Source organism: Sulfurospirillum diekertiae (assembly GCF_002309535.1).
In the GTDB taxonomy this organism is placed as follows: Bacteria; Campylobacterota; Campylobacteria; order Campylobacterales; family Sulfurospirillaceae; genus Sulfurospirillum; species Sulfurospirillum diekertiae.
In genome coordinates this window covers 1,572,176-1,596,561 of record NZ_CP023275.1, presented here as the reverse complement: position 1 = coordinate 1,596,561, position 24,386 = coordinate 1,572,176, and the positions used below count along the sequence as shown (strand labels likewise).

At 39.1% G+C, this 24,386-nt stretch carries 27 protein-coding genes and 1 tRNA gene; 5 read left to right on the top strand and 23 right to left on the bottom strand.

Annotated features, from left to right (window positions below; genetic code table 11):
• Positions 1-5: 5 nt before the first annotated feature.
• Positions 6-431, bottom strand: coding sequence for a CopD family protein (locus SJPD1_RS08295; RefSeq protein WP_168171344.1), 426 nt, complete (start codon positions 429-431; stop codon positions 6-8).
• A gap of 91 nt (positions 432-522) precedes the next feature.
• Between SJPD1_RS08295 and SJPD1_RS08290 the strand changes: the two genes are divergently transcribed.
• Positions 523-1,548, top strand: a complete 1,026-nt coding sequence (locus SJPD1_RS08290) for an AraC family transcriptional regulator (protein ID WP_096046734.1) — start codon at positions 523-525, stop codon at positions 1,546-1,548.
• 4 nt (positions 1,549-1,552) lie between these two features.
• On the opposite strand, the gene SJPD1_RS08285 is transcribed toward SJPD1_RS08290, so the two are convergent.
• From SJPD1_RS08285 to SJPD1_RS08260, 6 genes are all read right to left on the bottom strand, one after another.
• Positions 1,553-2,224: a DsbA family oxidoreductase gene (locus tag SJPD1_RS08285; protein WP_210394348.1), complete on the bottom strand. Its 672-nt coding sequence runs from the start codon at positions 2,222-2,224 to the stop codon at positions 1,553-1,555.
• A gap of 195 nt (positions 2,225-2,419) precedes the next feature.
• Positions 2,420-2,881 carry a hypothetical protein gene (locus tag SJPD1_RS08280; protein ID WP_096046733.1) on the bottom strand — a complete coding sequence of 154 codons (462 nt, stop codon included), beginning with the start codon at positions 2,879-2,881 and terminating at the stop codon, positions 2,420-2,422.
• A 143-nt stretch (positions 2,882-3,024) separates the two neighbouring features.
• Positions 3,025-3,099: transfer RNA gene (locus SJPD1_RS08275), tRNA-Gln, on the bottom strand.
• 206 nt (positions 3,100-3,305) lie between these two features.
• Positions 3,306-5,030 (bottom strand): ubiquinone-dependent pyruvate dehydrogenase, encoded by a 1,725-nt coding sequence (poxB, locus tag SJPD1_RS08270; protein ID WP_096046732.1) that lies wholly within the window; start codon positions 5,028-5,030, stop codon positions 3,306-3,308.
• 183 nt (positions 5,031-5,213) lie between these two features.
• Positions 5,214-5,552: a DUF3465 domain-containing protein gene (locus tag SJPD1_RS08265; protein WP_096046731.1), complete on the bottom strand. Its 339-nt coding sequence runs from the start codon at positions 5,550-5,552 to the stop codon at positions 5,214-5,216.
• Positions 5,553-5,588: 36 nt separating this feature from the next.
• The gene (locus SJPD1_RS08260; RefSeq protein ID WP_096046730.1) at positions 5,589-6,170 is read right to left on the bottom strand and encodes a pseudouridine synthase; all 582 of its coding nucleotides are present in this window, start codon (positions 6,168-6,170) and stop codon (positions 5,589-5,591) included.
• Between the two features lie 181 nt (positions 6,171-6,351).
• On the opposite strand from SJPD1_RS08260, the gene SJPD1_RS08255 reads away from it, so the two are divergent.
• Positions 6,352-7,350 (top strand): LLM class flavin-dependent oxidoreductase, encoded by a 999-nt coding sequence (locus SJPD1_RS08255; protein ID WP_096046729.1) that lies wholly within the window; start codon positions 6,352-6,354, stop codon positions 7,348-7,350.
• A gap of 58 nt (positions 7,351-7,408) precedes the next feature.
• On the opposite strand, the gene SJPD1_RS08250 is transcribed toward SJPD1_RS08255, so the two are convergent.
• The 8 genes from SJPD1_RS08250 to SJPD1_RS08215 form a co-directional block, all read right to left on the bottom strand.
• Positions 7,409-7,648 (bottom strand): hypothetical protein, encoded by a 240-nt coding sequence (locus SJPD1_RS08250; protein ID WP_096046728.1) that lies wholly within the window; start codon positions 7,646-7,648, stop codon positions 7,409-7,411.
• 111 nt (positions 7,649-7,759) lie between these two features.
• Positions 7,760-8,119: a thioredoxin family protein gene (locus tag SJPD1_RS08245; protein ID WP_226372294.1), complete on the bottom strand. Its 360-nt coding sequence runs from the start codon at positions 8,117-8,119 to the stop codon at positions 7,760-7,762.
• Positions 8,119-8,628, bottom strand: coding sequence for a pimelyl-ACP methyl ester esterase BioV (gene bioV, locus SJPD1_RS08240; RefSeq protein ID WP_096046726.1), 510 nt, complete (start codon positions 8,626-8,628; stop codon positions 8,119-8,121). The genes SJPD1_RS08245 and bioV overlap by 1 nt, the downstream gene beginning before the upstream one ends.
• Positions 8,615-10,276: an AAA family ATPase gene (locus SJPD1_RS08235; RefSeq protein WP_096046725.1), complete on the bottom strand. Its 1,662-nt coding sequence runs from the start codon at positions 10,274-10,276 to the stop codon at positions 8,615-8,617. The genes bioV and SJPD1_RS08235 overlap by 14 nt, the downstream gene beginning before the upstream one ends.
• Entirely contained in the window at positions 10,263-11,507 is a 1,245-nt protein-coding gene (mtaB, locus tag SJPD1_RS08230) for a tRNA (N(6)-L-threonylcarbamoyladenosine(37)-C(2))-methylthiotransferase MtaB (RefSeq protein WP_096046724.1), read from the bottom strand. Before mtaB ends, SJPD1_RS08235 begins: the two co-directional genes overlap by 14 nt.
• A complete protein-coding gene (locus SJPD1_RS08225) occupies positions 11,488-13,098 on the bottom strand; it encodes a mechanosensitive ion channel domain-containing protein (protein ID WP_096046723.1) in 1,611 nt (536 codons plus the stop codon). Before SJPD1_RS08225 ends, mtaB begins: the two co-directional genes overlap by 20 nt.
• Positions 13,091-14,137 (bottom strand): 3-dehydroquinate synthase, encoded by a 1,047-nt coding sequence (gene aroB, locus SJPD1_RS08220; protein WP_096046722.1) that lies wholly within the window; start codon positions 14,135-14,137, stop codon positions 13,091-13,093. Before aroB ends, SJPD1_RS08225 begins: the two co-directional genes overlap by 8 nt.
• A 44-nt stretch (positions 14,138-14,181) precedes the next feature.
• The gene (locus SJPD1_RS08215) at positions 14,182-15,585 is read right to left on the bottom strand and encodes a COG3400 family protein (RefSeq protein ID WP_096046721.1); all 1,404 of its coding nucleotides are present in this window, start codon (positions 15,583-15,585) and stop codon (positions 14,182-14,184) included.
• A 43-nt stretch (positions 15,586-15,628) separates the two neighbouring features.
• Between SJPD1_RS08215 and tgt the strand changes: the two genes are divergently transcribed.
• Genes tgt through SJPD1_RS08200 form a run of 3 tightly spaced genes read left to right on the top strand, consistent with a single transcriptional unit; the run spans position 15,629 to position 18,598 of the window.
• Positions 15,629-16,750: a tRNA guanosine(34) transglycosylase Tgt gene (tgt, locus tag SJPD1_RS08210; RefSeq protein WP_096046720.1), complete on the top strand. Its 1,122-nt coding sequence runs from the start codon at positions 15,629-15,631 to the stop codon at positions 16,748-16,750.
• A gap of 1 nt (position 16,751) precedes the next feature.
• The gene (locus SJPD1_RS08205) at positions 16,752-17,816 is read left to right on the top strand and encodes a tyrosine-type recombinase/integrase (protein ID WP_096046719.1); all 1,065 of its coding nucleotides are present in this window, start codon (positions 16,752-16,754) and stop codon (positions 17,814-17,816) included.
• On the top strand, positions 17,813-18,598 hold the full coding sequence (locus tag SJPD1_RS08200) for a CorA family divalent cation transporter (RefSeq protein ID WP_096046718.1): 786 nt from the start codon (positions 17,813-17,815) through the stop codon (positions 18,596-18,598). The genes SJPD1_RS08205 and SJPD1_RS08200 overlap by 4 nt, the downstream gene beginning before the upstream one ends.
• On the opposite strand, the gene SJPD1_RS08195 is transcribed toward SJPD1_RS08200, so the two are convergent.
• The 8 genes from SJPD1_RS08195 to SJPD1_RS08160 form a co-directional block, all read right to left on the bottom strand.
• A complete protein-coding gene (locus SJPD1_RS08195) occupies positions 18,595-19,095 on the bottom strand; it encodes a SixA phosphatase family protein (RefSeq protein WP_096046717.1) in 501 nt (166 codons plus the stop codon). The two genes, SJPD1_RS08200 and SJPD1_RS08195, sit on opposite strands and share 4 nt — an antisense overlap.
• A gap of 46 nt (positions 19,096-19,141) precedes the next feature.
• Positions 19,142-19,423, bottom strand: a complete 282-nt coding sequence (locus tag SJPD1_RS08190; protein ID WP_096046716.1) for a hypothetical protein — start codon at positions 19,421-19,423, stop codon at positions 19,142-19,144.
• Complete coding sequence (locus SJPD1_RS08185; RefSeq protein WP_096046715.1) at positions 19,420-20,568, bottom strand: MFS transporter; 1,149 nt, start codon at positions 20,566-20,568, stop codon at positions 19,420-19,422. The genes SJPD1_RS08190 and SJPD1_RS08185 overlap by 4 nt, the downstream gene beginning before the upstream one ends.
• Positions 20,558-21,208 carry a response regulator transcription factor gene (locus tag SJPD1_RS08180; RefSeq protein WP_096046714.1) on the bottom strand — a complete coding sequence of 217 codons (651 nt, stop codon included), beginning with the start codon at positions 21,206-21,208 and terminating at the stop codon, positions 20,558-20,560. The genes SJPD1_RS08185 and SJPD1_RS08180 overlap by 11 nt, the downstream gene beginning before the upstream one ends.
• The gene (locus tag SJPD1_RS08175; protein ID WP_226372174.1) at positions 21,205-22,917 is read right to left on the bottom strand and encodes a sensor histidine kinase; all 1,713 of its coding nucleotides are present in this window, start codon (positions 22,915-22,917) and stop codon (positions 21,205-21,207) included. Before SJPD1_RS08175 ends, SJPD1_RS08180 begins: the two co-directional genes overlap by 4 nt.
• 75 nt (positions 22,918-22,992) lie before the next feature.
• The gene (locus tag SJPD1_RS08170; RefSeq protein ID WP_084613060.1) at positions 22,993-23,457 is read right to left on the bottom strand and encodes a transposase family protein; all 465 of its coding nucleotides are present in this window, start codon (positions 23,455-23,457) and stop codon (positions 22,993-22,995) included.
• The gene (locus tag SJPD1_RS08165; RefSeq protein WP_025343414.1) at positions 23,379-23,840 is read right to left on the bottom strand and encodes a transposase family protein; all 462 of its coding nucleotides are present in this window, start codon (positions 23,838-23,840) and stop codon (positions 23,379-23,381) included. Before SJPD1_RS08165 ends, SJPD1_RS08170 begins: the two co-directional genes overlap by 79 nt.
• 50 nt (positions 23,841-23,890) lie before the next feature.
• Positions 23,891-24,310: a hypothetical protein gene (locus SJPD1_RS08160; protein WP_096046713.1), complete on the bottom strand. Its 420-nt coding sequence runs from the start codon at positions 24,308-24,310 to the stop codon at positions 23,891-23,893.
• Positions 24,311-24,386 lie beyond the last annotated feature (76 nt).

The following is a 24,386-nucleotide window of genomic DNA, read 5'->3' as shown; positions in this document are numbered from 1 at the left end:
AAATGTTAAAATGGCTTGATGATGGTAAGAAGTATAATCAAGGAAGTTGTAATTTCAGGAATAACTCTAAAAAACCTAAAGAAGCGCATAGTGTTTGAAATATCTTCATTGGCAAATTGGTTGATAAATCTTTTACATGTAAAGTGATATATCACCATAAATGTGGCTAATGTAAGCTTAAGATGCAACCACCCTCCACTTTGGAGTAAGCTTGGGTTGAGATAAAGCAAGATAAGACCAAACGTGATCGAAAAGATCATAGCGATGGTTCCCACTTTATAAAGACTGGCTTCTTGCAATGCCACTACCGCTTGAGCATCACGTGGTGCATTGATGTGATAGACAAAGAGTTTAGGCAGATACACAAGCATGATCATCCATGTCGCAATAGAGATAACGTGAAATGCCAGTACAAGACTGTAACTATTCATTTCGTCTCCTTTCTCAGTAAGTTTAATAGCCATTAGTATATACTTTGCTCAGAAATTTCTAGTGACATTTTACGACTCAAGGTATGACATTTTGCGACTAGGTGTTCAAAAGCAAGCCCCTGCGGAAGCATTTTTATTTATTCTTACGTTTTTAACCAAACACTATGGGTTTGATGTAGCCTCTTTTATAAATGCACGCAATATCAGTATGAAAGAACTGCAAATCAAGGGTACTAAAATCAATGCAGTGTATATCAATGAACTGATTGAAGAGGCTATCGCCTATGCTGGTGATTCTAGTGTTTTGTTTAAATTGTCCGAGTCCGTCAACCCCAACAAGCTTGGTGTTTTGGGCTATTTGATGCTACATTCACGCAATGTCGAAGAAGCGATCATCAAATTGTGCCGTTATTATCCACTGATTGGTAAAACACTCAAGCCCTTTTTTGTAGCGGAAAATGGCATGTACAAATTGACGCTGCTGATTCATAAAGAAGATGAGATGGAGCACCTCGAAAAGTACAGTGCTGAGATTCACTTAAGTGCACTTCTTCATCTCATTAACAAGATTATCCCACAGCCAATTTTTCCCAAACAGACTATTTTTAGGCATACAAAACCTTTACATGTAAAAGCGTATCAGAGCGTATTTGGTGAAACGATTCTCTTCGATGAGGTTGAAAATGCCCTCTACTTCGACAAAGCGCAACTGGCAATGAAAACAAGTTACGACAATCCGTATCTGCTGAGTGTCTTTGAAAAAGAGGCAGAACAGAGTTTGGGGTTGAGCGTGCATGGAAGTTTGAGCGAACACGTCAAAGGGTTCATTCTCATCGGAACGGGTGAGCTTGATGTCTCGCTTGAAAGTGTGGCGCATAAAGTGGGAATGCACCCACGAACCCTTCAAAAAAAGCTCAAAATAGAAGGGACAAGTTTTGTGGCACTTTTGGGCGAAGTACGTCAGAAATTAGCAACGCATTATTTGCAAAAAGGACTGGACACCCCCACCATCGCGTCCTATCTAGGCTACGCCGAACCAAGCCCCTTTTTGCGAGCGTTTAAGAAGTGGTATGGGCTCAGTCCAAAAGCGTGGTTGGCTTTACATGTAAAGAGTTAAACGTTTACATGTAACTTTTTTTGAGCCTCTTTTCCAGTAATTCTGTTAACACTTTTTTATACGTTTCAACAGGATAAGCGCCATTCATAATCAGTTCGTTATTAAAGATCATCGTGGGAACTGCAGATATGTTTTGTTTGCGCCAATACTCTTCTGCCTCTTGCACTTTTTCTCTAGCACTTTCATCATCTAGCTTTGCTAAAAAAACATCTTTGTCCAAACCGATATTTTGAACGATCTCTCCTAAAGTATGGCGGTTTGATATGTCTTTTTTCTCACTGAAGTGAGCACTAAAGAGTTTCATTTTGAGTTCTGTTTGCTTTCCAAACTCTTTTGCAAAATCGAGCAAGATGTGGGCATTGCGTGTGTTGACCGTTTTCATTCCATCGTAATAATGAAATGCAAAGCCTAATTCTGCCCCATTTTTAGTGATCGTTGCTTGAGTTGACTTCACTTGCTCAACGCTCATAGTGTATTTATGTGCCAAATACGAAACGGCATCTTCCCCTTCCAGCGACATTGTTGGATTGAGCTCAAAGGGATTCCACACAAGCTCAAACTTATCTTCCACACCAAGCTCTTTCATGGCGTGTTCTAAACGCTTATAACCGATGAGACACCAAGGACACACGACATCAGAGATGATGTAAATTTTTATTTTATGGGTCAATGTCATGTTAAACTCCTAAAGTACGATGCGATTTTCTCTGCTTATTTTATACGAATTATTGCAACAAAACATTAATCGTTCAATAAAATGACTCCACATTGAGTGTTCGCAAATATTTTTTAAAGTTTTTACGTGTCACTTTCAAAATCCTTAATAATTTTGAAAGTGGCATAATCAGAGAAGAAGTTGCGGCTTTATTATCTATTGAGCAATCAGGTCGACGATCTCATCATAATGGAGTTTAAAATGGCGTGGATAATCAACAATCATCTCTTCTAATGTAATGTGCTCATTTAAAGCGCTTATCCATTGCTGTTGTAATTTTGTGCTGTCAATGTTTTGGATGACATGTGCGACATGAATGGTTGTGTATTTGAGCAAATGAATTAAATCATCCCACTCGTAAGTATTGTAATTTTGAATTTTTATCCATATATCATTCACGCCAAGATTGGCATAATCGGGGAAGATTAAGGGGCTTTTTTGATATTGTAAATGGATGATTCTATGGGTGTTGTTTGATGCAGAATCGCACATATGACCTACAATTTGTCTGATCGTTGTTTTTGTTGCCACTTTGTTAATATCTACATTTCTTAAGATAGTGTCTAATTCCCCAAGTAGCCTTCGTATGTCATTGCTAACATTTTCCAACAGTTCCATCGCGCCCTCCTTTATTGGCTATCGTTGTGTATGTTATTATATAGTACGTAGTCTGAATTTGGATGAAGAGGTATTCTCTTAAGTGGAGAAAGGGCGCTTTACATGCAAAAGGTTTTGAGTGATTGTGTTGTGAAGTAAAGAGGTGGATGGGGTGAAGGGATTCGAACCCCTGAATGCTGGTACCAGAAACCAGAGCCTTACCGCTTGGCGACACCCCAAGAGAATGTTAAGTTACAAAGTGAGCAACGAGCTATCTCAAAACTTTCGAGCGAAATTTTATCTTTACTTCGATTAATGTACATTGAAAGTGTTCAGCGTAACAATACGAGGTTTTTCCCTTCATTTTGGCGTTTACAGGTAACTGTTTTTTTCACAAAACATCGAAAGGTGACAAGCTCCACTAACCTGTCACCTTGAATCACTTTTAGCGTATTAAATTCTCTCTCGCCACTTCGACCAATTCATCGCCTTTGCCGTTAATGATGGCTCTTAACATGTAAATGCTAAACCCTTTTGCGTTTTCAAAAGAGATTTTGGGTGGCATGGTTAACTCTTGTTTTGCGGTGGTGACATCAAGCAGTGCTGCTCCATCAAACGCAAGAAATTCTTTGACCTTGCTTTCTAACTCCTCAGGTTTTTCAACCCTGAAGCTTTTAACGCCAACGGCTTTGGCAATGGCTGAAAAGTCGGGGTTGGTTAATTCGGTATTATCCGACAAATAGCCACCCGCTTTCATCTCAATGGCGACGAAGCCTAAGGAGCTGTTGTTATAGATCACGATTTTGGCTTTGATGTTATGCTGAACGAGGGTGAGCAGATCGCCCATGAGCATTGCAAAACCGCCATCACCACACAAGGCAATGACCTCTTTATGTGGAGCGCTCACTTTAGCACCGATGGCTTGTGGAAGAGCATTGGCCATAGAACCGTGGTTAAAAGAGCCGATGAGTTTGCGCTTTCCATTCATGTTTACGTAGCGTGCCGCCCAGACGGTGGGTGTTCCGACATCGCACGTAAAGATCGCATCATCGCTAGCGTATTTGTCGATCAGTTTGGTTAAGTATTGTGGGTGAATTAAGCCCTCTTTACTGGTGCCACTGGCGAGTTTATCAAAAGTTTCAACCGTTGATTTGTAGTGTTTTAAGGCACTTTTTAAGAAGGTGTCATTTGCTTTTTGTTTGATTTTAGGCATTAAAAGTTCTAAACTCGATTTCACGTCACCCACCATGCCTAAACTAATTTGGGTGTGTCTGCCGAGCGCTTCAGGCTTGATGTCGATTTGCACGATTTTGGCATTTTGAGGGTAAAACGCTTTATACGGGAAGGCTGAACCTAAGATGAGCAAGACATCGGAGTTTTCCATCGCGTAGTATCCTGATTCATAGCCGATGAGTCCTGTCATACCGACACTGTTTGGGTTGTTTCCCTCCATAGCCTCTTTGCCTCCAAGCGCATGGACAACGGGCGCGTTGAGTAGTTTGGCAAGTTTGATCACTTCATCATGCGCATCACTGCACCCTGCCCCACACAGAAAGGTGATGTTTTTGGTTTCATTTAAAATCTTCGCAAGCTCCTCAATGTCTTCCATCTTTGGCAATACCTTTGGAAAATGTGGCTCACTCCACAAATACTTGGCATCTTTAGGCATCGGACGGAGTAAAAGATCGCCTGAAATGACGATGACACTCACCCCTTTTTTTAAGATGGCTTGCCTGATGGCAGTTTCTAAGATATGCGGCATCTGCTCGGGATTGCTGATGAGTTCACAATAAACACTGCACTCTTTAAATAAATTTTCGGGGTGTGTTTCTTGAAAATAATTGCTCCCGATTTCACTCGAAGGAATATGTGAAGCAATCGCCAAAACAGGAACCCCTTTTCGTTGGCAATCAAAAAGACCGTTAATCAGATGCAGATTTCCAGGCCCTGAAGAGCCTGCACAAACGGCCAATTTTCCACTAATTTTCGCATCAGCACCTGCTGCAAATGCCGCGGTCTCTTCATGCCGTGTTCCCATCCACTCAATTTGTCCCAATTTTTGTAAACTATCACTTAATCCATTGAGCGAATCACCTGTAATTCCCCATATGCGTTTAATTCCCACTTGCGCTAAAAGCTTCGCAAAGTACATCGCAATGTTGTCATTCATGAAAAATCCTTTCTATCTTTTGACATAGCTACATTTTAATCCTTTTATGCTGTATGAAAATAAAATATTAAGTGTGATTTTGGGAAATAAGGGTTGATGGAGAAAGCTGTTTTTGTCTTTACATGTAAAGATTTTAAGGTCGTTAAATCTTTACATGTAAAACGTTAGGCGTTGAGTTTTAGGTTACTCGTATTTGTGTCCGCTGTATTCTAAAAAACCGCCAATATGGCGATTGTGAGGGTCGTGATGTGTCCAGTGGACGACGCCACCTTTGGCATTAGTTTCCAAATCACCGCAAAAATTGATAACCCCACCCTCTTGCAATGTCATAACTTTAGGCGCAATGTCGATGTTATGAGCGATCAAGAGCGTTTTACCTGAAGATAATTTGACGATAAAACGTTGATGGCGATTGCCCTCATTATCATCGCTGAGAAGTTTGATAACCCTTCCAGAGTCACACATCGGCGTGCCAGCATAGATTTCTAAGCTCATCAGTAATATCAGTACTATTTTTTTCATTTTAAATTCCTATTTTATTTTCAATCCTCAAAAAGGTTACATGTAAAGGCTTTTAATAAGAAGTTTTTCTTCTTCTTGTGAGAGAAAACGCCACTTTCCGCTTTCAAGGTCGAGTTTAAAACTGCCGATGCTCACACGTTTCAGCTCTAAAACCTTTAAAGGCGTGCCAAATTTTGGATCTTTCAGCGCTCCAAAAAGTCGGCGGATATGCCTATTTTTCCCCTCGTCAATTTTGACTCTAAGTTTGGTTTTCGCGCCACCCATACCCACTTTTTCAACTTCAAGCGCTTTAAGCAGACCCTCTGGACTTTGAACGCCTTGTAACGCCTCAGCGATATGCTCGTCGCTCACATGACCTCTCACCCAAATCTCATAGACTTTGATGCAATTTTGAGGCGTAGTCAATGCGTGGTTTATTTTGCTGTTGGTTGTAAAGAGCAAAAGCCCCTTTGATTCCAGATCAAGCCGTCCGATGGGCATCCACCCCTCGCTAAACGCCCACTCAGGCAAAAGATCATAAACAGTTTTGCGCCCAAGATCGTCCGAGCGCGTAACCAGATAGCCTTTAGGCTTGTTAAAAGCCAACAGTTCTTTGGAATCGTTTGATATTGTGTTCATGAGAGGGATTCCTTGGCGTTTTTGGTAACAACATTATATAAGCAATAGCCTAAAATTGCTATCTAAGTTACCCTCCTCTAAGATCAAAATAGCTGAAATTTCAAACGTTAGATTTTTAGGTAATGTTATTCTAATTTTATTTGATTATAGTAGGAGAACTTGCTTTTAACTGGAGAGAAACATGAACTCTAAAAAAATTCCCTTATCGGTTTTAGACTTAATCCCCGTAGGAGAAGGCTTCACCATCGCGCAAGCCATCGAAAACAGTACCAAACTAGCCCAAGGGGTTGAAGCGTTTGGATACAAGCGTTATTGGGTCGCAGAACATCACAATTTTAGCGGAATTGCCAGTGCCGCAACCTCGGTAGTACTCAGTTACATTGGCGCAAAAACCAAAACGATTCGTATAGGTTCTGGCGGCATTATGCTCCCCAACCATGCGCCACTCGTTATCGCTGAACAATTTGGAACGCTAGAGTCTTTGTATCCCAAGAGGATTGATTTGGGGCTAGGAAGAGCGCCGGGAACGGACAGACAAACCATGCTAGCCCTCAGACGCGACATAACCAATGACGGCTCAGACTTTCCAATGATGCTGGAACAGTTGCAATATTTTTTATCGGATCGTGCAGGCACCAAAGGGATCAAAGCCGTCCCAGGATATGGACTGGACATTCCCATCTGGTTACTGGGTTCGAGTACGTTTAGCGCCCAATTAGCGGCAGAAAAAGGATTGCCTTTTGCTTTTGCCTCACACTTTGCACCGGATGCGATGGAAGATGCCATACGACTCTATCACGCAAACTTTAAACCCTCGTCTCAACTCAAAGAGCCTTATATGATCATCTGCATTAACGTTGTCTGTGCCGAGACAACAGAGCAAGCCCACTACTTAGCGACCAGCGAACTTCAAAAATTTCTGCATCTCCAACGTGGTGATAATAGCCCGTTAAGTAAACCAACACACGATATGAGTAGCTTATGGCAAGAGTGGGAAGAAAAGAGCATACGCCACAAAACCAGAGAGTCCATCTGGGGAACACCCGAATTTGTGAAAGAAAAACTGGAAAGCCTAATTGAGCGAACAGGTGCGAATGAAGTGATGATAAACTCCATGATACATGACTCAGAAGAGAGAATAAAATCGTATGAGTTGATTTCGGGGATTTGGTTTGAGTGATGAGAGGCTACTTTTTAAAAATTTAAAGTAGCCTATTACCTTTATCCGTCATAAAAAATCAAAAATCTGTTATTACAGAAATCAAAACATGTGGCTCAGAATCTTTGTTTTTTTCTAATTTTAAAGATGGTCGTCCATTTATGCGAATTTTAGATGCTTCAGAAATAATTATGTCCTCAATATCCAGTAAACGAAAAAAATCTCCTTTTAATTGGAAATTTTCATCTTCTGTATAGCAAAGAACATCTGCATTGGATGGAAGTGATTGAAGTTTGCTGATTAGCTCTGAAACTTTCATATAAGTATCTTTATTCATAATTTGATTGAAAATATTTAACTTAAAAAAATAGAAAAATAGAAGTCAGGGCTTGATTTTTTACTTTCTTTACATGTAAAAGCTATCATTTCTCTAAAACCCTAACAACCGAGACTTCGGGTCGCCTTTTTGCGCATTTACACCCAGTACCATACTCTCATAAACCGCTTCGGATTTGAGAGCGTATTCGACCCTGTGTTGCTCGCCTTTTTTGTTGTAGGTCATACATACAGGCACAGAGCGAATGCCAAAATGCTCACTGACTCTGGGGGCGTCATCTAGATTACATGTAAAAAAATCGACCTCAAAAGTTCCGTTTTGCATAACGCGTTCGATTCTTGCGCGGGCGATTTTGCATTGGCTGCAGTGGGTGGTGTAGAACAGAAGAAAAAAGGCACGAGGGGAAGGTTCGTATAAGCGTTTGAAAACGGCGGCTTCGTCTAAATCGTGCATCATTTTAAGATATGCCCTACTCGTTTGAGGTAGTAAACGCTTGCAAAGGGGACGAAAAAATCTTTGACGCTTATTGAGTTAATGATGGTATCTTTTTCGCCTACATAGACTTCGATGTTTATACCTCGTTCTTTCAAAGCATGTAAATGTTTTTCATTCCATGTATAGTGTAAAAGCTCGCTTAGCTCTTCAAGAGTTCCTTTTTGAAAAAATGGTTGTATATCAAAGGTAGAAGGATACACACAATTTTGCATAAAATTTTGTGTATAACTGTCGCTATTTTTGGAAAAGGAGAGCGTTTGAAGTTTTTTAAACTTAGCATCTTTATCCCCAAAAAAGGCGGGGGAAAAAAGTTGGAGCGTGTCGATACGCTCTTTACATGTAAAGGCATATTCAAAAGCTTTGATCGCTCCATAACTGAACCCAGCGACGGTAAAATCGCTTTGGTTTAGATACGGAGCGAAGAGTTCTTGCTCGTTCGCAAGGCAAAAACCACTAAAGAACTTCATCGATGATGGCTTTTAAACGCACTTTTGAGATGCTTTCTACACTGTAAAGCTCGTCGGAAATTTTAGTCAGTACCGTATTCATACCTTCTAAAAAGTGTTCAAGTTCACTTTGGGCATTTTCCAAAATGAGCAAGATGTCGCTCTCATAGGGAATGAGCTTTTCACCCATACCATACACTTCGACCATCTCTTTGGCAATGGCAGTGGCACGACTGAGGTCTTCGGTCGCATTGGTGAATTTTTCATTGTAGGTGAGTTTGGTTGCGACCATGCCTGCTAGATAAACTTTGATTCGCGAGAGCATTTGTGTTTTAGACTCAATCTCTCTATCCATATCTTTAAGGCGGTCGTTGACAATGCTGATTTTATCAAAATCGATCTCAAACCAGTAAGCGCACAGAGCTTTTGCGGCTTGGTAAAGCGCTTGGATTTTCTTCTCTTCGTCGGAGAAACTGAGTACTTTTTTCTTGCCCATGAGCACTTTTTGGCGCACTGCCACAAAGTCACTGAGTTCTAGGATGGTAGAGCCACGACGAAGCGCGTTAATCGCCGCTTCATTCACAAAGGTTGCAAGTGCCGCGCCACTAAATCCGACACTCATATTGGCGAGTTCTTCTAAATTGATTTCGGTGGGTTTGTTACGCATATAGGCTTTGATGATCTCTAAACGATCATTTTTATCGGGTAGTGAGATGAAAATACGTCTGTCAAACCTGCCTGATCGAAGCAGTGCCTCGTCGATAATGTCGATTTTATTGGTTGCGGCAATGACGATGACGCCACTGCTGTCTTCAAACCCATCCATCTCAGTAAGCAGTTGATTCAGCGTTGATTCGCGCTCGTCGTTTCGCATACCACCACGCGCGCGCCCCACGGCATCAATTTCATCGATGAAGATGATAGATGGCGCATGAGCCTTCGCTTGGGAAAAAAGCTCTTTAACCCTCTTCGCACCCATTCCTACGTAGATTTGCACAAACGTTGCACCGCTTTGGTAGAAGAAAGGCACACTCGCCTCACCTGCAACGGCTTTGGCGATCATTGTTTTACCCACCCCTGGAGGGCCAACTAACAGCACACCTTTGGGAAGGGTGATACCATAACGTTTGTAGCGTGCGGGATTTTTGAGGAAATCGACGATCTCTTCGAGCTCTTCTTTGACATCTTGAATGCCCGCGACATCTTTAAAGCTGACGTGCGCTCTCACTGGTCTTATGATGCTACTCATAAATGGATCATAGCTTGCATAGGCTTTTTGGTTGGTTTCTTGCTCTTTTTTAATATCTTCAGCCCTCTTTTTGCGAGCATAAATGAACAGTGCAAATAAAAGACTTCCGAGCATACCCAAAATAATGAGGTCTTCAAAAAAAGGATTGGATTTTTGGACTTCAATGGGTACTTTTTTGAGAAGTTCTCCAATGTCAATACCATCTTTGATGATGACAAATTGATCGTTAAGACCGTAAAGCCATACTTCGTTCTCTTCGACTTTGGCTTTTTTGATTCCGCCACTCTCTAAAAGTGCATGATACGTCGGTAGGTCAATAATCTTAGGCGTTATACGTAAATACCCAAATGCAAGTAGCACAGCAAAGATGCTCAATGCCATGATGGCAAGCATCAGTTTTTGGGATTTAAAAATGCGCATAATTAGCCTCCTGTTTGATCTCATAGTTTTCGATAGTAACCCACTCTTTCAGAATGTCACGATTGCTTTGAATGATGACTTTATTGAAAAATTGGTCGTATCCGATGTAGTGGTTATCTTTATACTCTTCAACTAAGACGTTTAAGGGTATTGCACTCTTTTTTTGTCGAAACGTAATGTTTTTCGACTCTACAAGGGCTTCTATACTCTTAAGTCGTTCTTTGGCGACATCGCCTTTAACTTCGGGTTTCATCGTACTTGAGGGCGTACCATCGCGTTTTGAGTAGGTAAAAGCATGCAAATGTGTGAGGGGAAATTGCTCTAAAGTCGTGTACGCTTCATGCCAAATTTCGCCACTCTCTCCGGGATGCCCCGTAATATAATCGGTTCCTAGTGCAAAACCTCGCTCACTGAGTTCATGGAAAAGTTCTAAGTCACGTTTGACATTGTTACGTCTTCGCATAAGCTCTAGCATGCGCTCCGAGGTGTGTTGAAGCGCTACATGTAAATGGCGTTCCAACCATGATTCTCCTAGAATTTCTCGAAAACTCTCATCGATCTGCACAGGTTCAATGCTCCCCAAACGAATGCGACGAACACCCCTGATAGCGCCTAAGCGTTGAACAAGTTTACCAAGGGAACTGCCTTTGTCTTTGCCATAACTGCCGATGTTTGTGCCTGTCAGTACAAATTCACCATAACCGTTCAAGGCTAATTTTTGTACTTGCTCGATGATCTTATCTTCATCTTGGCTTCTCGCATTGCCTCTGACGTAAGGAATGATGCAGTAGGAACACCTAAAATTGCACCCTTCTTGAATTTTGATAAACGCTTTGGTTTTGCCCGTGTATTCGTGAACAATCGTCTCATCTAAAGACGTTAGATCGCCGATCTGATAAAACGGTATCTCTTGATTTAACAGCGTGTTGATCTGCCCTTTTTCAGAATGTCCCATAACGCCAAAAACTTTGTTTTGAGCAAAAAGGCTCTCACCTTTGCTGATCGCGCCACAGCCTGCTAAAATGACTTTTTTGCCCTCTTTGGTGGCGTGATTGATATAGCTTCTAACCCCTGTGTCTGCACCATTGGTGACCGTGCAGGAGTTGACAACAATGATCTGAGCTTCGCTTTCTTCTTCTGTCACTTCAAAATCGGTAAGATTTTCCATCATCACTTGTGTATCGTAGATGTTGGTGCGACATCCGAACGTTTTAAAAAAGACTTTTTTCATCAGGACTCTTTAGTTCATCAGGTGGAAATGAAGGTCGCTCTTGCTTCCCAATATTGATATTATGTGTTTGGTAAGCAATCGTAATGTCATCTTCTTGCATAAAAGCATCAATAATCTCGCAGCCAATCGTACCACGAAGGGAGAGTGCTGCATACGAGTTTGTCATATACCAACAGTTGATACAAAACCCTTGTGGTTCCACAAATGAAAATATGCGAGGTTCAACGTTTGTATTTTTAAGACTGTACTGATTACGGAGTAAATTGAGCTGCTTGCGTGCAATATCAGTGTAGCCTTTTGAATATTTTTTGGTAATCTCTCGTGCTATATGAACCGCTTTTTTATGGTTTGAACCAAAGGTGATGTAGATGTTAATGCCATCCCAAACGGTGCGCATCGTACCATGCGTGTAGTTTGAAATAACAGCGGAAAAAATAAGATTGTTAGGCACAAAGAAAATTCTTCCTGAGCGTGTATTTTCCATATACGATGTTAACGTAATATCTTCAAGTACCGTCATACGAAGGAGTGAAATATCGATAATATCACCCACATAAGGAAGTCCATCTTTTTTGACTTTGATACGATCACCCACGTGGAAACTGCCGCCAAAAATGATGACCATCCATCCTAAAATGCTCATAAACCAGTCTTTCATTGCAATCGCAATACCCGCAGAGGCAAAACCTAAAACTGTCACAAGGTAGGAGACATTTTCGATGTAGGAAAAAAGTAAAATAAGAATAATCAGTGTGACGTTGGCAAAATTGATAATTTTATTGGCAGTATAAAAACGCTCATTGTCTTTGATATAACGTTTAGCAAAAAATTTAAGTAAAAGCGTAAAAACAATGACTACAACGATGAATATACCGATGTTGAAGGCACGCTTCATCTGCAAAGTAATATCTTGTGTAATACGAATCGTTGCCTCTTCGACTTTCTTTACATGTAAAGTATAACTTGTGCTCGCAATCTCTTGGGCGGCAACAAATGCGTTAACTTCTTTTTGTGCCTCATACACCATGTCTTCGTTGGTAATGATTGGCTCAATCTGATATATTTCTTCTAAAAAAGAGAGTTTTTCTTTGAGTTTACCTATTAAAATATCCAAGCGATCAATGCGTGCTTTATAATCCACACTGTCTTGTTTGATCTTTTTGATATAGGAAAGTGCAGAAATAATTGCAAGTGGGTTGGTGATTTTAGGGTATGTTTCCAAATCGGTTGACTCAACCATGCGGCTAAAAGGCGAATTTTTAAACTCTTGTAAAAGTTCTATTTGCTTTTCAAGTGATTCTTGCTTACTTGTTAATCTCTCGCGCTTTTCAACAGAAACTTTGTCTTTTGCCGTTTTTACTTTTTTAAGTTCGGCATCAACCGTTGAGAGCTCTTCGATCAGTTTTTGATAGCTTAGGTAATTACCATAACGCTTGTACCAGAGATTGTCTTGAATCGCTTCATCAATAGCTGTAATTTTTTGACGAAGAACTTCCGTTTTCATAGCGTCTTCAAGCTTTAAAGAGCTGTTTGTTTCTGCTAAAAGAAGATTACATGTAAGGAAAATCAGCCAAAGAATTTTTTTATACATTGACGTCCTTTAGTGCTTCTAAAACAACCTCTTTGGAAATGTTATTGCGCATATCATTACCACCAATTCCATTGGCTAAAATGAATGTTATTTTGTCATGAGCACTTTTTTTATCTAAGAAAAAAGCATCATAAAAAGCTTCAGGATCACTGATGTCATAATGTGTTGGTAACGCATAATGTTCTAAGAGAGCTTTGATTCGACTGCCCTCTTCTTTGGTTAAAAGCTTAAGTTTTTGTGCTAAAGCGTTTGCCATCACAATACCAATCGCTACAGCTTCACCGTGCAAATAGGTACTGTATTGGGTTTGGTTTTCAATGACATGAGCAAAGGTATGTCCATAATTTAAAATGGCTCGTATGCCTCTTTCTGTCTCATCTTGTGAAACAACATCGGCTTTGATAGCGATGCTTTTATGAATAGCCGTTTTTAGATAAGTTTCATCGTAAAGATCGTGTGTTTCGAGCCACTCAAAAAAGTCTTTATCAAACGTGACTGCCATTTTGATAATTTCAGCAACACCTGCGGCAAATTCACGTTTGGGTAACGTTTTAAGAAACGCACTATCACAATAAACGGCGCAGGGTTGCCAGAAAGAACCAATGAGATTTTTCCCATAGCTGTTATTGATACCCGTTTTACCACCCACGCTTGCATCGACTTGTGCTAAAAGTGTGGTCGGAATTTGAATAAAATGAATACCTCGTTGATAAATCGAAGCCGCAAATCCCGTCATATCACCAATAACCCCTCCGCCAAAGGCAATTAAAAGAGATTGACGATCCAAGCGATGTTCAAAGCATGCGTTTAAAATAAGATTGAGGCTATCAAAATTTTTATACATTTCGCCATCTTGCAAGATGACGGTATAAAGTTCTTTGGCAAAAAGTTTTTTCTGGAGGGCTTCAAGGTGAAGAGCTGCTACGGTGGTATTGGTTACGATTAAGACTTTTGTATCAAAAATAAGCTCTTTTAGAGAGTCTATAGTGACACTGTAATCTTTTGAAGTGGTTTTATTTAAGACAACATTGACTTGCATTATCTATCCATATTTTTTATTTATAATACTCAAAAAGCACTTAATTATGCATTGATTGGGATAAATAGCTGATAATTATTGGCAAGTTTAAAGTGAAGTTTTTCCATATCTGTAGAGAAAATGGAGAAAAAATTAGCTTCCAAAATTTTGGGACTAAAGGGTATGAATTGCAAAATATTGTTTTTATTACGAAGCTTTACCAATGGATTTTTATCACTTTGCACCACGTCTACTTCACGCCCAAAAATCTTTGAGAGATTGTCAAAATGCTCAATCAAGCTATTTTTTGCATTTTCATGGTCAGGGTTATAACTGTAGAGTTTGAGCTCAAGGGAGAGTTGGGTTGCCACATCAAAAATAACCGAAGATTCTTGCTCAATTTCATGGGCATCATTGCTCAGAACCACACCTTGGTTCAGACCACCAAAGCCACGTTTACCCATCTTGAAAATCGGTAATTTTGTTTTATATAGGGTGCGTTTGTTTTTTTGGAAAAAGGTATTCATCACGACAATCAAACCAATGTCCATTTTTTCCGTATCTTCACGCAAGACTTTACGTGGGCTGGTTTCAAAATAGTCAATCATAACGTGTATATGGTGATTGCTGTAGCCTTTGATCTTTTCGAGTGTTTTGGAGTACGTTGGGTTGATAATCTTTACATGTAATTTGTTGCTGTTGAGTTTAGAGTGCAATAACAAGGCATCATTGATGAGTGTGTCTATCTCTGTATCATTCATTCGTAGCATGTCAATGATGCAGTAAATGCTGCTTCCAAAGGGTGAAGGGAATTGTCCTAGTTCTCGCTTGATACTTTTAAAGACACTTTGCAACACTTTGGGATCGCCAATCATCAACAAAAGATCATTAGGAAGAAGCATCAATGCAGGGCGCGGTAAAATGAGTGTATTTGAGCGGTAGATGGCTGCAATTTTCCACTTACTCTGCTCGATAGAAGCGAGATGTCGGTAAGCGTAAGAGCTTCCCACGGGCACAGAAACTTCCATGATTTCACCAATGCCAAGTCCGATATTTTGAGCGACAATCGGTGTGTTAGGAAGATGGTCAGTAAAACGAGAAGCGAGAATTTCACGAGAATTGAGCATTAAAAGACGTTTATCTTCAATTTTTAAATCCCATCTATCCATGATGACGATGCGCACTTTGCTGTCCACGCGTCTAATGTTGGTGTAGGTGGCTTTAACATCGAGTTCATTGGACATAATAATCATGATTTGAAAAAACTGCTCATTGAGAATGATGGCAAGCTTTTCGTAGCTCGTGGGGTCAAATTCAAAAAATTTAAAATTTTCAGGGCGTTTTTTAGGTATAGTCTCTTCTTTATAGGTCACGATAGTGTAGTTATTTTCGCCCGCTTCGGTTTCCATAACCTTTTCTAAAAATTGTTTTGCTAGAATGCCATCAGCGATGATTAAAATTTTTTTCATTGTAAAAGACTCCCTATAAACTAAAGAGGATATTGTAACTAAAATGGAATTTCAGATAGATAAAACCGATGGAAATGCTCGTGCTTGTACAATAAAAACAGCACACAGTACCATACAAACACCTGTATTTATGCCTGTTGGAACTGTGGGTAGTGTTAAAAGCTTAGACGCTGTTGATATGAGTGAAATGCTTGGAGCTAAGATAATTTTAGGTAATACGTACCACCTATATTTACGTCCAAACGATGAGGTGATTAAACATTTTGGTGGACTGCATGGTTTTACCAAATTTCCGAACAGTTTTTTAACCGACAGTGGTGGATTTCAAGCGTTTAGTTTGAGCGATATTTCTAAAGCCGATGTCAATGGCATTATGTTTAAAAGCCATATTGATGGCTCATCGCATTACTTTACGCCTGAGAAGGTGCTTGATATTCAGTACAATTTCAATTCAGACATTATGATGATCTTGGATGATCTGGTAGCTCTTCCTGCCACCAAAGAGCGCGTTGCGCTTTCTATCAAACGCACAACCGATTGGGCACAGCGCGCCATTGCCTATCATCAGCAAAAGCAAGCTGAGGGTATTGGTCTGCATCAAAATATTTTTGCGATCATTCAAGGCGGAACCGATAAAGAGTTTCGCCGCATTAGTGCCAATGAACTCTGCGCCCTACCCTTTGATGGTTTTGCCATTGGGGGGCTTAGTGTGGGTGAAAGCAATGCTGAAATGTATGAAATCGTCGAATACGTCACGCCTTTAATGCCAACCAATAAACCACGTTATTTAATGGGGGTGGGAACGCCTGAGGATTTGGTCGAAAACGTGGAGCGAGGGGTTGATATGTTTGATTGTGTTATGCCAACGCGTAACGCCCGTAACGGTTCGCTGTTTACTTCCTTTGGTAAAGTCAGCATCAAAAACGCCAAGTTTCAAAGAGATGATAGCCCGATTGATCCTGAGTGTGACTGCTTTACATGTAAACATTATTCGCGTGGTTATTTGCACCATCTTTTCCGCTCAAAAGAGCTTACGTACTTTAGACTTGCGTCTATTCACAATCTTCATTACTACTTGACTTTAATGAAACAGATGCGTCAAGCGATCCTTGAAGGACGCTTTGCTGCTTTTAAAGCGGAATTTTACGCGAAACGAGCTAACTAAAATGCGCTACATGGTGGATGCAAAAGAGAGTTTTGAGCAGAGCCTTCTGTTTTGGCTGGATCGGTTTATCAAGTCTAAACTGACCTCTCTTTCCAACCGCCATGTCGAAGAAAATGCAAAACTTTCGGCTATTATTGGAGCGCTCAATCATGGTAGTGCAACGATGGATGAACTGAAAAATCTTGCTAAAGAGGCTCGCAATATTGGACTCATCGGGATTAATCTTTTTATCAATCCGCTGGAAAAATTTTACTATTACATTGCTCCTATGGGAATGACGTCTCTGAAAGAGATTGATGAAGAGATTTTAAGTGAATTTCTTGCCTCTCAAACGGGATCACTCTCGGATGCTACAAAAAAAAATTACCGTATGGCCATTGTTTCACTCTTTAAATTTATAGACAAACAGAATGAAGATGAAAAAGGCAATTCACACCAATTTCGCATTGAGCTCAAGAACTGGGGTGGACTTGGGGGTAAAAAGGGTGAAAAACTCCCTGCTCACATGTACAAAGAAGAACTCTCACGCTTTTTCAAAGCCATTGAAGAGACAGAGTTTAAACCCTATGTTCAGGCAAAGAATCGACTTCTGATTAAGATGATCATTTTTACAGGTATGCGTGTCAGTGAGGCTTTAGATTTAAAACTGAAGGATATGGTGAAAGATGAGGATTACTACATCTTTCAGATTCGGGGTAAAGGCAATAAACCTCGTACGGCAATGATTAAAACAGAACAGATTGAGCATGATTTGAACGAATGGATGAGTTACCGAAGTTCTGAAAATGCCCTCTTGTTTCAAAGTCGCACGGGTAAGCCTTTAACGCAAGCCTATGTGAGCTATATCATGGATAAAATTCTAATGACAGCGGGGATTAGAAAAGAAAAAAACGGTGCGCACATGTTGCGCCATACCTTTGCAACACTGCTGTATCAAAAAAATAGAGACCTGATCTTGGTGCAAGAAGCACTAGGACACTCGGATCTCAATACTTCTCGCATTTATACTCATTTTGATAAAGAGCGTTTAAAAATTGCAGCTAATACTATGGATGACGTACAATGATACATTTATACGAACAAATAGACCGTTTCCACCTTTTAGATATTAAAAATGCAACCCATCCTTCGATGTTTGTAGAAGAATCTAACTACGATATTTTAATTTTAGCGCTACCAACCTCACGCGACAAAGAGCTTAAAATTGACTCGTATGCTTTTGTGTTTGATGGTACTTCATGCTATTGGTACGATAAAAACGTGCAAGAATTTATAGATTTTAAAACGATGGAAAAAGTTTATGAATTACTGAATGAAAAAACGAATATTGCAATGAAAATGTTAACTTCTTTGCATGAAAGTATTGATTGGATGGAAGAGCAGTTATATGACAATGCTCAATTAAGTTCGTTTATGCGCTATTGGCTTAACACGAAAAAAGATCTCAGTCGCATCAACCGCCTTCTAACGCTGTGTGTTGAAGTTTTGGAGAGTTTTATTCAAAGCTATCTCAAAGAAGAAGATTTTTTAGCGATCCATTTTAAAGATATTCACGAACACTTAAGCCGTACCAATCGTTCCTCTTTACTGGCAATCGATAAGTTAAACAACCTTTATAATTTTTACACCAGTCGCAATAACGAACGCATGAACAAAACTATCTACCTTTTGACAATTTTCTCAGGAATTTTTCTTCCCTTAAATCTTATTGTGGGTTATTTTGGTATGAATACACATGGATTGCCCCTTGATGGTATCTCCAATGGATCAACAATTGTTTCATTTTTATTAGGAAGTTGTGCCATGTTAATGGCGGGAGCTATATTATACTTTGGTAAAAAAGTTTAATCTTTGAGGTGCTTTTTAGGGTAATCAAAAAAGAGAATGTGACCGCTCTCTTCGGTAATTTCTTTAAAGCTTTCGACATCAAAACTAATACAAACAATGGCACAGGTAGGAATGTTACTCAAAATTGCACCACTCAAACGTTCACCCACTTCGGTGATGGTTGGGTTGTGTGCGATAATGAAGATTTCAGTGTATTGATCGTCTGTTGCATGGATAAGCTCCATATACTGCTCATAGGAACTCTCAAACAAAGAATCGATAGATTTGATTTTCTTTTTATCGTAATCCATCTCTTTAACAAGCTCTTTAGCTGTTTTTTCAGCTCTTTTCGCGGGGCTTGTATAGATAATGTCAGGCTTCACATCAAACAGTTTAAGACGCTTTCCCATGAACGCAACATCGCGTTTTCCCCTACTGTTAAGGGGTCTTTCAAAATCATCTATGGTTTCATCTTTCCAGCTTGACTTGGCATGTCTGATTAAATAGATTTTTTTCATATATCCTCTTTTGTGAATACTACATTATAGACGACAAAGGATGAGATTAAAATAAAAAATTCTCATTGATCCAGTTTAAGACGAGTCTTCGGTTAACAGCAAAGAAAGGAAGTTCTTCCCGTAGGACAATTTCAAGTTTTTTCATCGAATAGTCATCTAGACGTAAATCATCAGAAACGCGGTTCATCATCATGAGCATTTGTTGTGCTGAGGTTTTATCAAATTTTTCACTTCCTTCTGCTTCAAAAAAAGTGGTTTCATCGTAGGTGTTTTCATCGGGTTGATAGTCATCAAATTGTAAAAAATCTTCCTTTACATGTAAACTCACACACGCTCCTTTTTTGGTAGTAAAAATGTTAATAAAAATGCAATCATCGCAATCGCTGCTCCTATAAAAAAGACAGCACTGACAGAATAAATCCAGACAATTCCTAAGGTAAAAGGCAGAAAAACAGCCGCAATATGGTTGATAGCCGAAGCAACCCCTGATGTTACAGCGATATCTTTAGGATCGGCTATTTTTTGAAAATATGTTTTTAAGGCAATGGCTATTGTGTAAAAGAGATTATCTAAGATATAAAGTGATACTGCCATTGTTTGTGATTGTACCAAACCATAAAGGACAAAAATGAGAACAATTGAGATATATTCCAATTTTAAGGAAAGTGTTTCTCCGAAACGTTCTATAAGTTTACCTGCGTAAGGTGCGCAGACCATATTTAAAATCGTATTGACAATGAGAAGTAAAAGCATATTTTCGACATTGAAATGAAACTTCTCCACCAAAAGAAACCCTGCAAAAACAACCACAATCTGACGACGCGCTCCTGCAAGAAAGGTTAAAACATAAAAGAGCCAGTATTTTTTGCGCAGAAACAGCTTCGTTTCTTGGACAATATCATCTTTAAAATGCTCAAACCCTATCCATGTCACAATGGCTAAAAGCATGGTAATACCGCCACTTAAAACATAAACGGCAAGATAACCTATGTCAAATATTTTCATCATGACATAGAGTGCGGCTAACGTAAAGAGTGCTATAAAAGATCGAAGTGCTGAGATTTTACCAAGAAAGGAAGGTGCTTGTTCTTTATTGATCCATTGCAGTGAAAGAGAACTATGCAATGTTTCAAGATAGTGAAATCCCACAGACATAATTAATGTTGTAATATAAAGTCCCACAACTGAAGGAAAAAAGCCTGTCAAAAGTGTTCCAAGCCCTAAAAGGAGTAAAGAGAGATACGCCGCGGTTTGTTGACGAAAAATCATTAAAACAAACACAATACTAAAGGCTAAAAGACCAGGAACTTCACGAATACTTTGCAGTAAACCAATTTTTTCACCATCAAACCCAGCCACTTCAACCACAAAGTTATTCAAAAGGGCATTCCATGTTGTAAAAGCAATAGGAACAGCAGCCGCTAAAAGATAGAGAAGCTGCTCACGTGTAGCAAAGAAAGATTTAATGTTCATAATGCAGACGATACCCTATGCCACCTTGATTTTCGATGGTATCTTCAGGGAGTTTTTTGCGAAGGCGCTTCACAAGAGCTCTGATATTTTCCGTGGTTGTAAGTTCTCCACCCCAAACATACTGTTCGATGCGTTCAAAGGAGATGTTTTTATTGAGATTTTTGGTAAAGAGATTGAGGAGTAAGATCTCTTTTTTAGCAAGTTTAACCTCTTCTCCTTCTCCATCAAGAAGTATTTCTTGCTCCATAGAGTAGCAAAAGCCTTCAGGGAGTGAAACCAGACAAATTTTTGGTTTGCAAAGTTTTTCGATTTTGGTTTCTAATTCATACATGTAAAAAGGTTTTTTGAGGTATTCATCGCACCCTTTACTGTAGGCCTCTTGAATCGTATCCAATTCAACATTGGCACTGATGATAATAGCGGGTGTCGAAGCATCCATAACGCGGATCTCTTTTAGCAGACTCAGACCATCAATACCCGGGACATTGATATCTAAAATAAAACAGTCATAGCCATTATCAATGGCTTTTAACGCTACTTTTCCATCTTTAAAAAGGTCAATACGGTACTTTTTCTGCTCAAGTGCTTCAACCATAAGGTTACCGAGTCGTTCATTATCTTCAAGTATCAATATTTTCATGCAGCTCCCTTGGCTTTTTTAATGGTAATGCAAATTTGTGCACCATTCTCTTTTTGTTTAGCAATAATTTTTCCACCCATTTTATCTTCAATAATCAAACGTGCCATATAAAGCCCAAATCCATCTCCATGTTCTTTAGTACTCATAAAGGGGTCAAAAATAGATTCAAGTTTACTTTTTTCAATCCCACAACCATCATCGCTGATAGAGAGATAGATATGCGTATCATCACTGCTTAATTCAATTTCAATGATACCATCTGTATTCTTACTCTCTCTCTTTTTCACAATACTATCTTTTGCATTATTAATGATGTTTAAAACACACTGTTTAAATTCATTAGGATACCCAAAAGCTAAGAGTGACTCTTTGGAGGGTTGGATAATATTGATCGTAATGTAATTGTACTTTACATTATGATTGACAACACTTAAAAGCGTATCGATAGCTTCTCGTACATCAAAGGCTGTCTGCGTGGATGAAGGCTTAATGAATTGTCTAAAATCATCAATCGTGTTGGACATATATTTTACTTGCGTCATAATATCATCGACAACTTTTTGAGTATCTTCTTCCCCAAGAACTTTTTTACGGCGTTTATAAATGAGTTCTTGCGCAATAGCAGAGATTTCGACTAAGGGTGTTTTCCACTGATGGGCAATACTGGCGATCATCTCGCCTACTTCGGATTGTTTGGAGCGTTGGATAACAAATTGTTCATGGCGTTTTCGCTCTGTCTCGATTCGCCTTTTTTCTGTAACATCGGTTAAAATGGTAACAACGCCTGCTTCTTGGTTATTTTCATCGGTATAGTAGGTCCTTCGAACCGAAAAAATAATTTTATCTTTAAACGGCATTTTCATAACAATCTCAGCACTGGTGGGGCAATCAAGGGGAACTTCTTGAATTTTATCACAAAAACCAGGCATGATTTCTTGAACATTTTTACCAATGATGTCAATTTTGTCACGTTCAATGATTTCGCAAAGAAGATCATTACATCCCAAAATCTTACCATCATTCGCTTTCCAAAAAATGGCACTTTGGATGTTGTTTAGAAGGACATAATCCAGTTTTCCTTGACGCAAGAGCTCTTTTTCCAATGAAATTCGTTTAATAATATTTAAAACCAAAATAGTGGTGAGTAAAAGGAGCAATGGCATAAGGGCAAAAGCATTTTCAACAAACCTACGGTGTTTTTCATAAAAGCTTTCAACACCATTAATGACTTCAGCAGGACTTGGAACATCGGTAAGGGGTATACCGTATTTACGTAAAATATTATTATCAAAAAAATAACTGCTTGAAGGTGTTTCAATAGGAACGGAAGCAATTTTTTTACCATTAATAAGCTCAAATGCTTTTTTAGCAGCTAGTGCTCCTTGATCATAAGGATTGATCATATACCCACCAATGATACCTTCACCTAAGTGAATATGATTGAGTGCAAAAACAGGAAATTTTGAGCGTTGGAAAAAAGATCTGAGTCGGTGATAAGGTATATATACCCCATTCATATCACGGTAAAAGCTGGTAAAAAGAATAACGCTGTGTTTGGGAAGTTTGTCAATTTTTTCGTCAATTTTATTAAAATCAATTTTGTTGTCAAAAACGACACGGAATTTATCTTGAAAATTATTGGATTCATCAATAATCTGCTCTTTAATGGCGAGAGAAGAATAAGCATCATCACTGATAATATAGACCATCTTTGTTGCAGGAAAGAGTTGATAGATCAGTTCTAGGTTTGCACGTATATCTTTATATTAGACATCTTGCAAAACTCATTTGTATTCCACAGCAAAACCACGGTCAAAGTTGATTAATCCACATATCAAATTAAAGCGTAGATTGAATCGTTTTCTTCTGTTTCTGTATTTTTGGGTGAGTATCTGAAATGTTTTGATTTTAGCATTCACATGTTCAACACATATTCTAGCACTTGCTTTTTGTCTGTTTTCCTCTTTTTGCTCCTCACTCAAAGGATGAAGTTTGGAGGCTTTATGGGGAATTTGACAATGGCTATGTTCTTTGGCAATACCCAGATATCCCAAATCAACATAAACACAGGTCTTGGGCATCAAGGGGAGATTAGATTCTTGAAACAGTCTAAAATCATGTGTCGTACCTTTAGCGGTATGCACACACATAATCCTCTCCTCTTTATCAATCACAATCTGTCCTTTAAGGGTATGACGCTTTTGCTTACCTGAGTAGTACTCTCTTTGCTTTTTTTGGGTCTTTGACAAGGCGTTTCTGTCGCATCAATGACAACAAAAGAGAGGGCAACATCACTTTTATAGAGTTCTCTCTTGCTTGGCAATGAAAATCTACCAGACTTAATCAACACTTCTTCTACTTCACATACAATCCTTGAAGCCGTTGATTCACTCACACCATAATCAAATCCAATATGTTCAAGGGTGCGATACTCACGATAATAGCCAAGCATCAAAAGTACTTTATTTTCTGGTGAAAGAGATCTCCTCCCTCCTACACCTAATCCTTTTTTACGATTCTCATCGTATTGCCTAAACACCTCTATCATTGCGTTAAATGTCTCTTCATTAACGCCAATATGGCGCTTAAAATCTTTGGGTTTATGCTTTTGCATTTGTTCATATTTTTTCATGCCTCTTGCCAAGCATTTTTAGTGCCTTTTATTTGAGTTTTGCAAGATGTCTATTCAATAACGCCCGTTACGTATTTTTTAAGATAGGTGTCTAACTCTTTAGGATTAAAGTTCTCCACGCCGCAAAAAATAACGGGAGTGTTGGGGAAAAGCTCATGGTGGTATTTTAAAACAAAATCATAGGCATAGTTATCCGCAACGATGATGGCATTATATTGACGATTACGGAATTTTTTTCTATAAAGATCAAGTAATTCATCAAAATAGTTTTCTGATTCTATTTTTTTACTATCCATATATTCCGTCGTGAGTTCATATTGTGGATGTTTTAGCATAATATCTTCAATACCACGTGAGATTCCATCACTCCATTTGAGTCCTTTATTATAGGAATGAATTAATAAAATTTCGTCACTATATAAAAAAGAGCTGTAAAAAAACAATATGATCATAATTTTTAAGTATTTCATAAGTTTAATGCCTTGTTTTTTTGTAATTCTATCAAAAAAGTCTCATTTATATCTCTTTTATCGCCATATAATTACA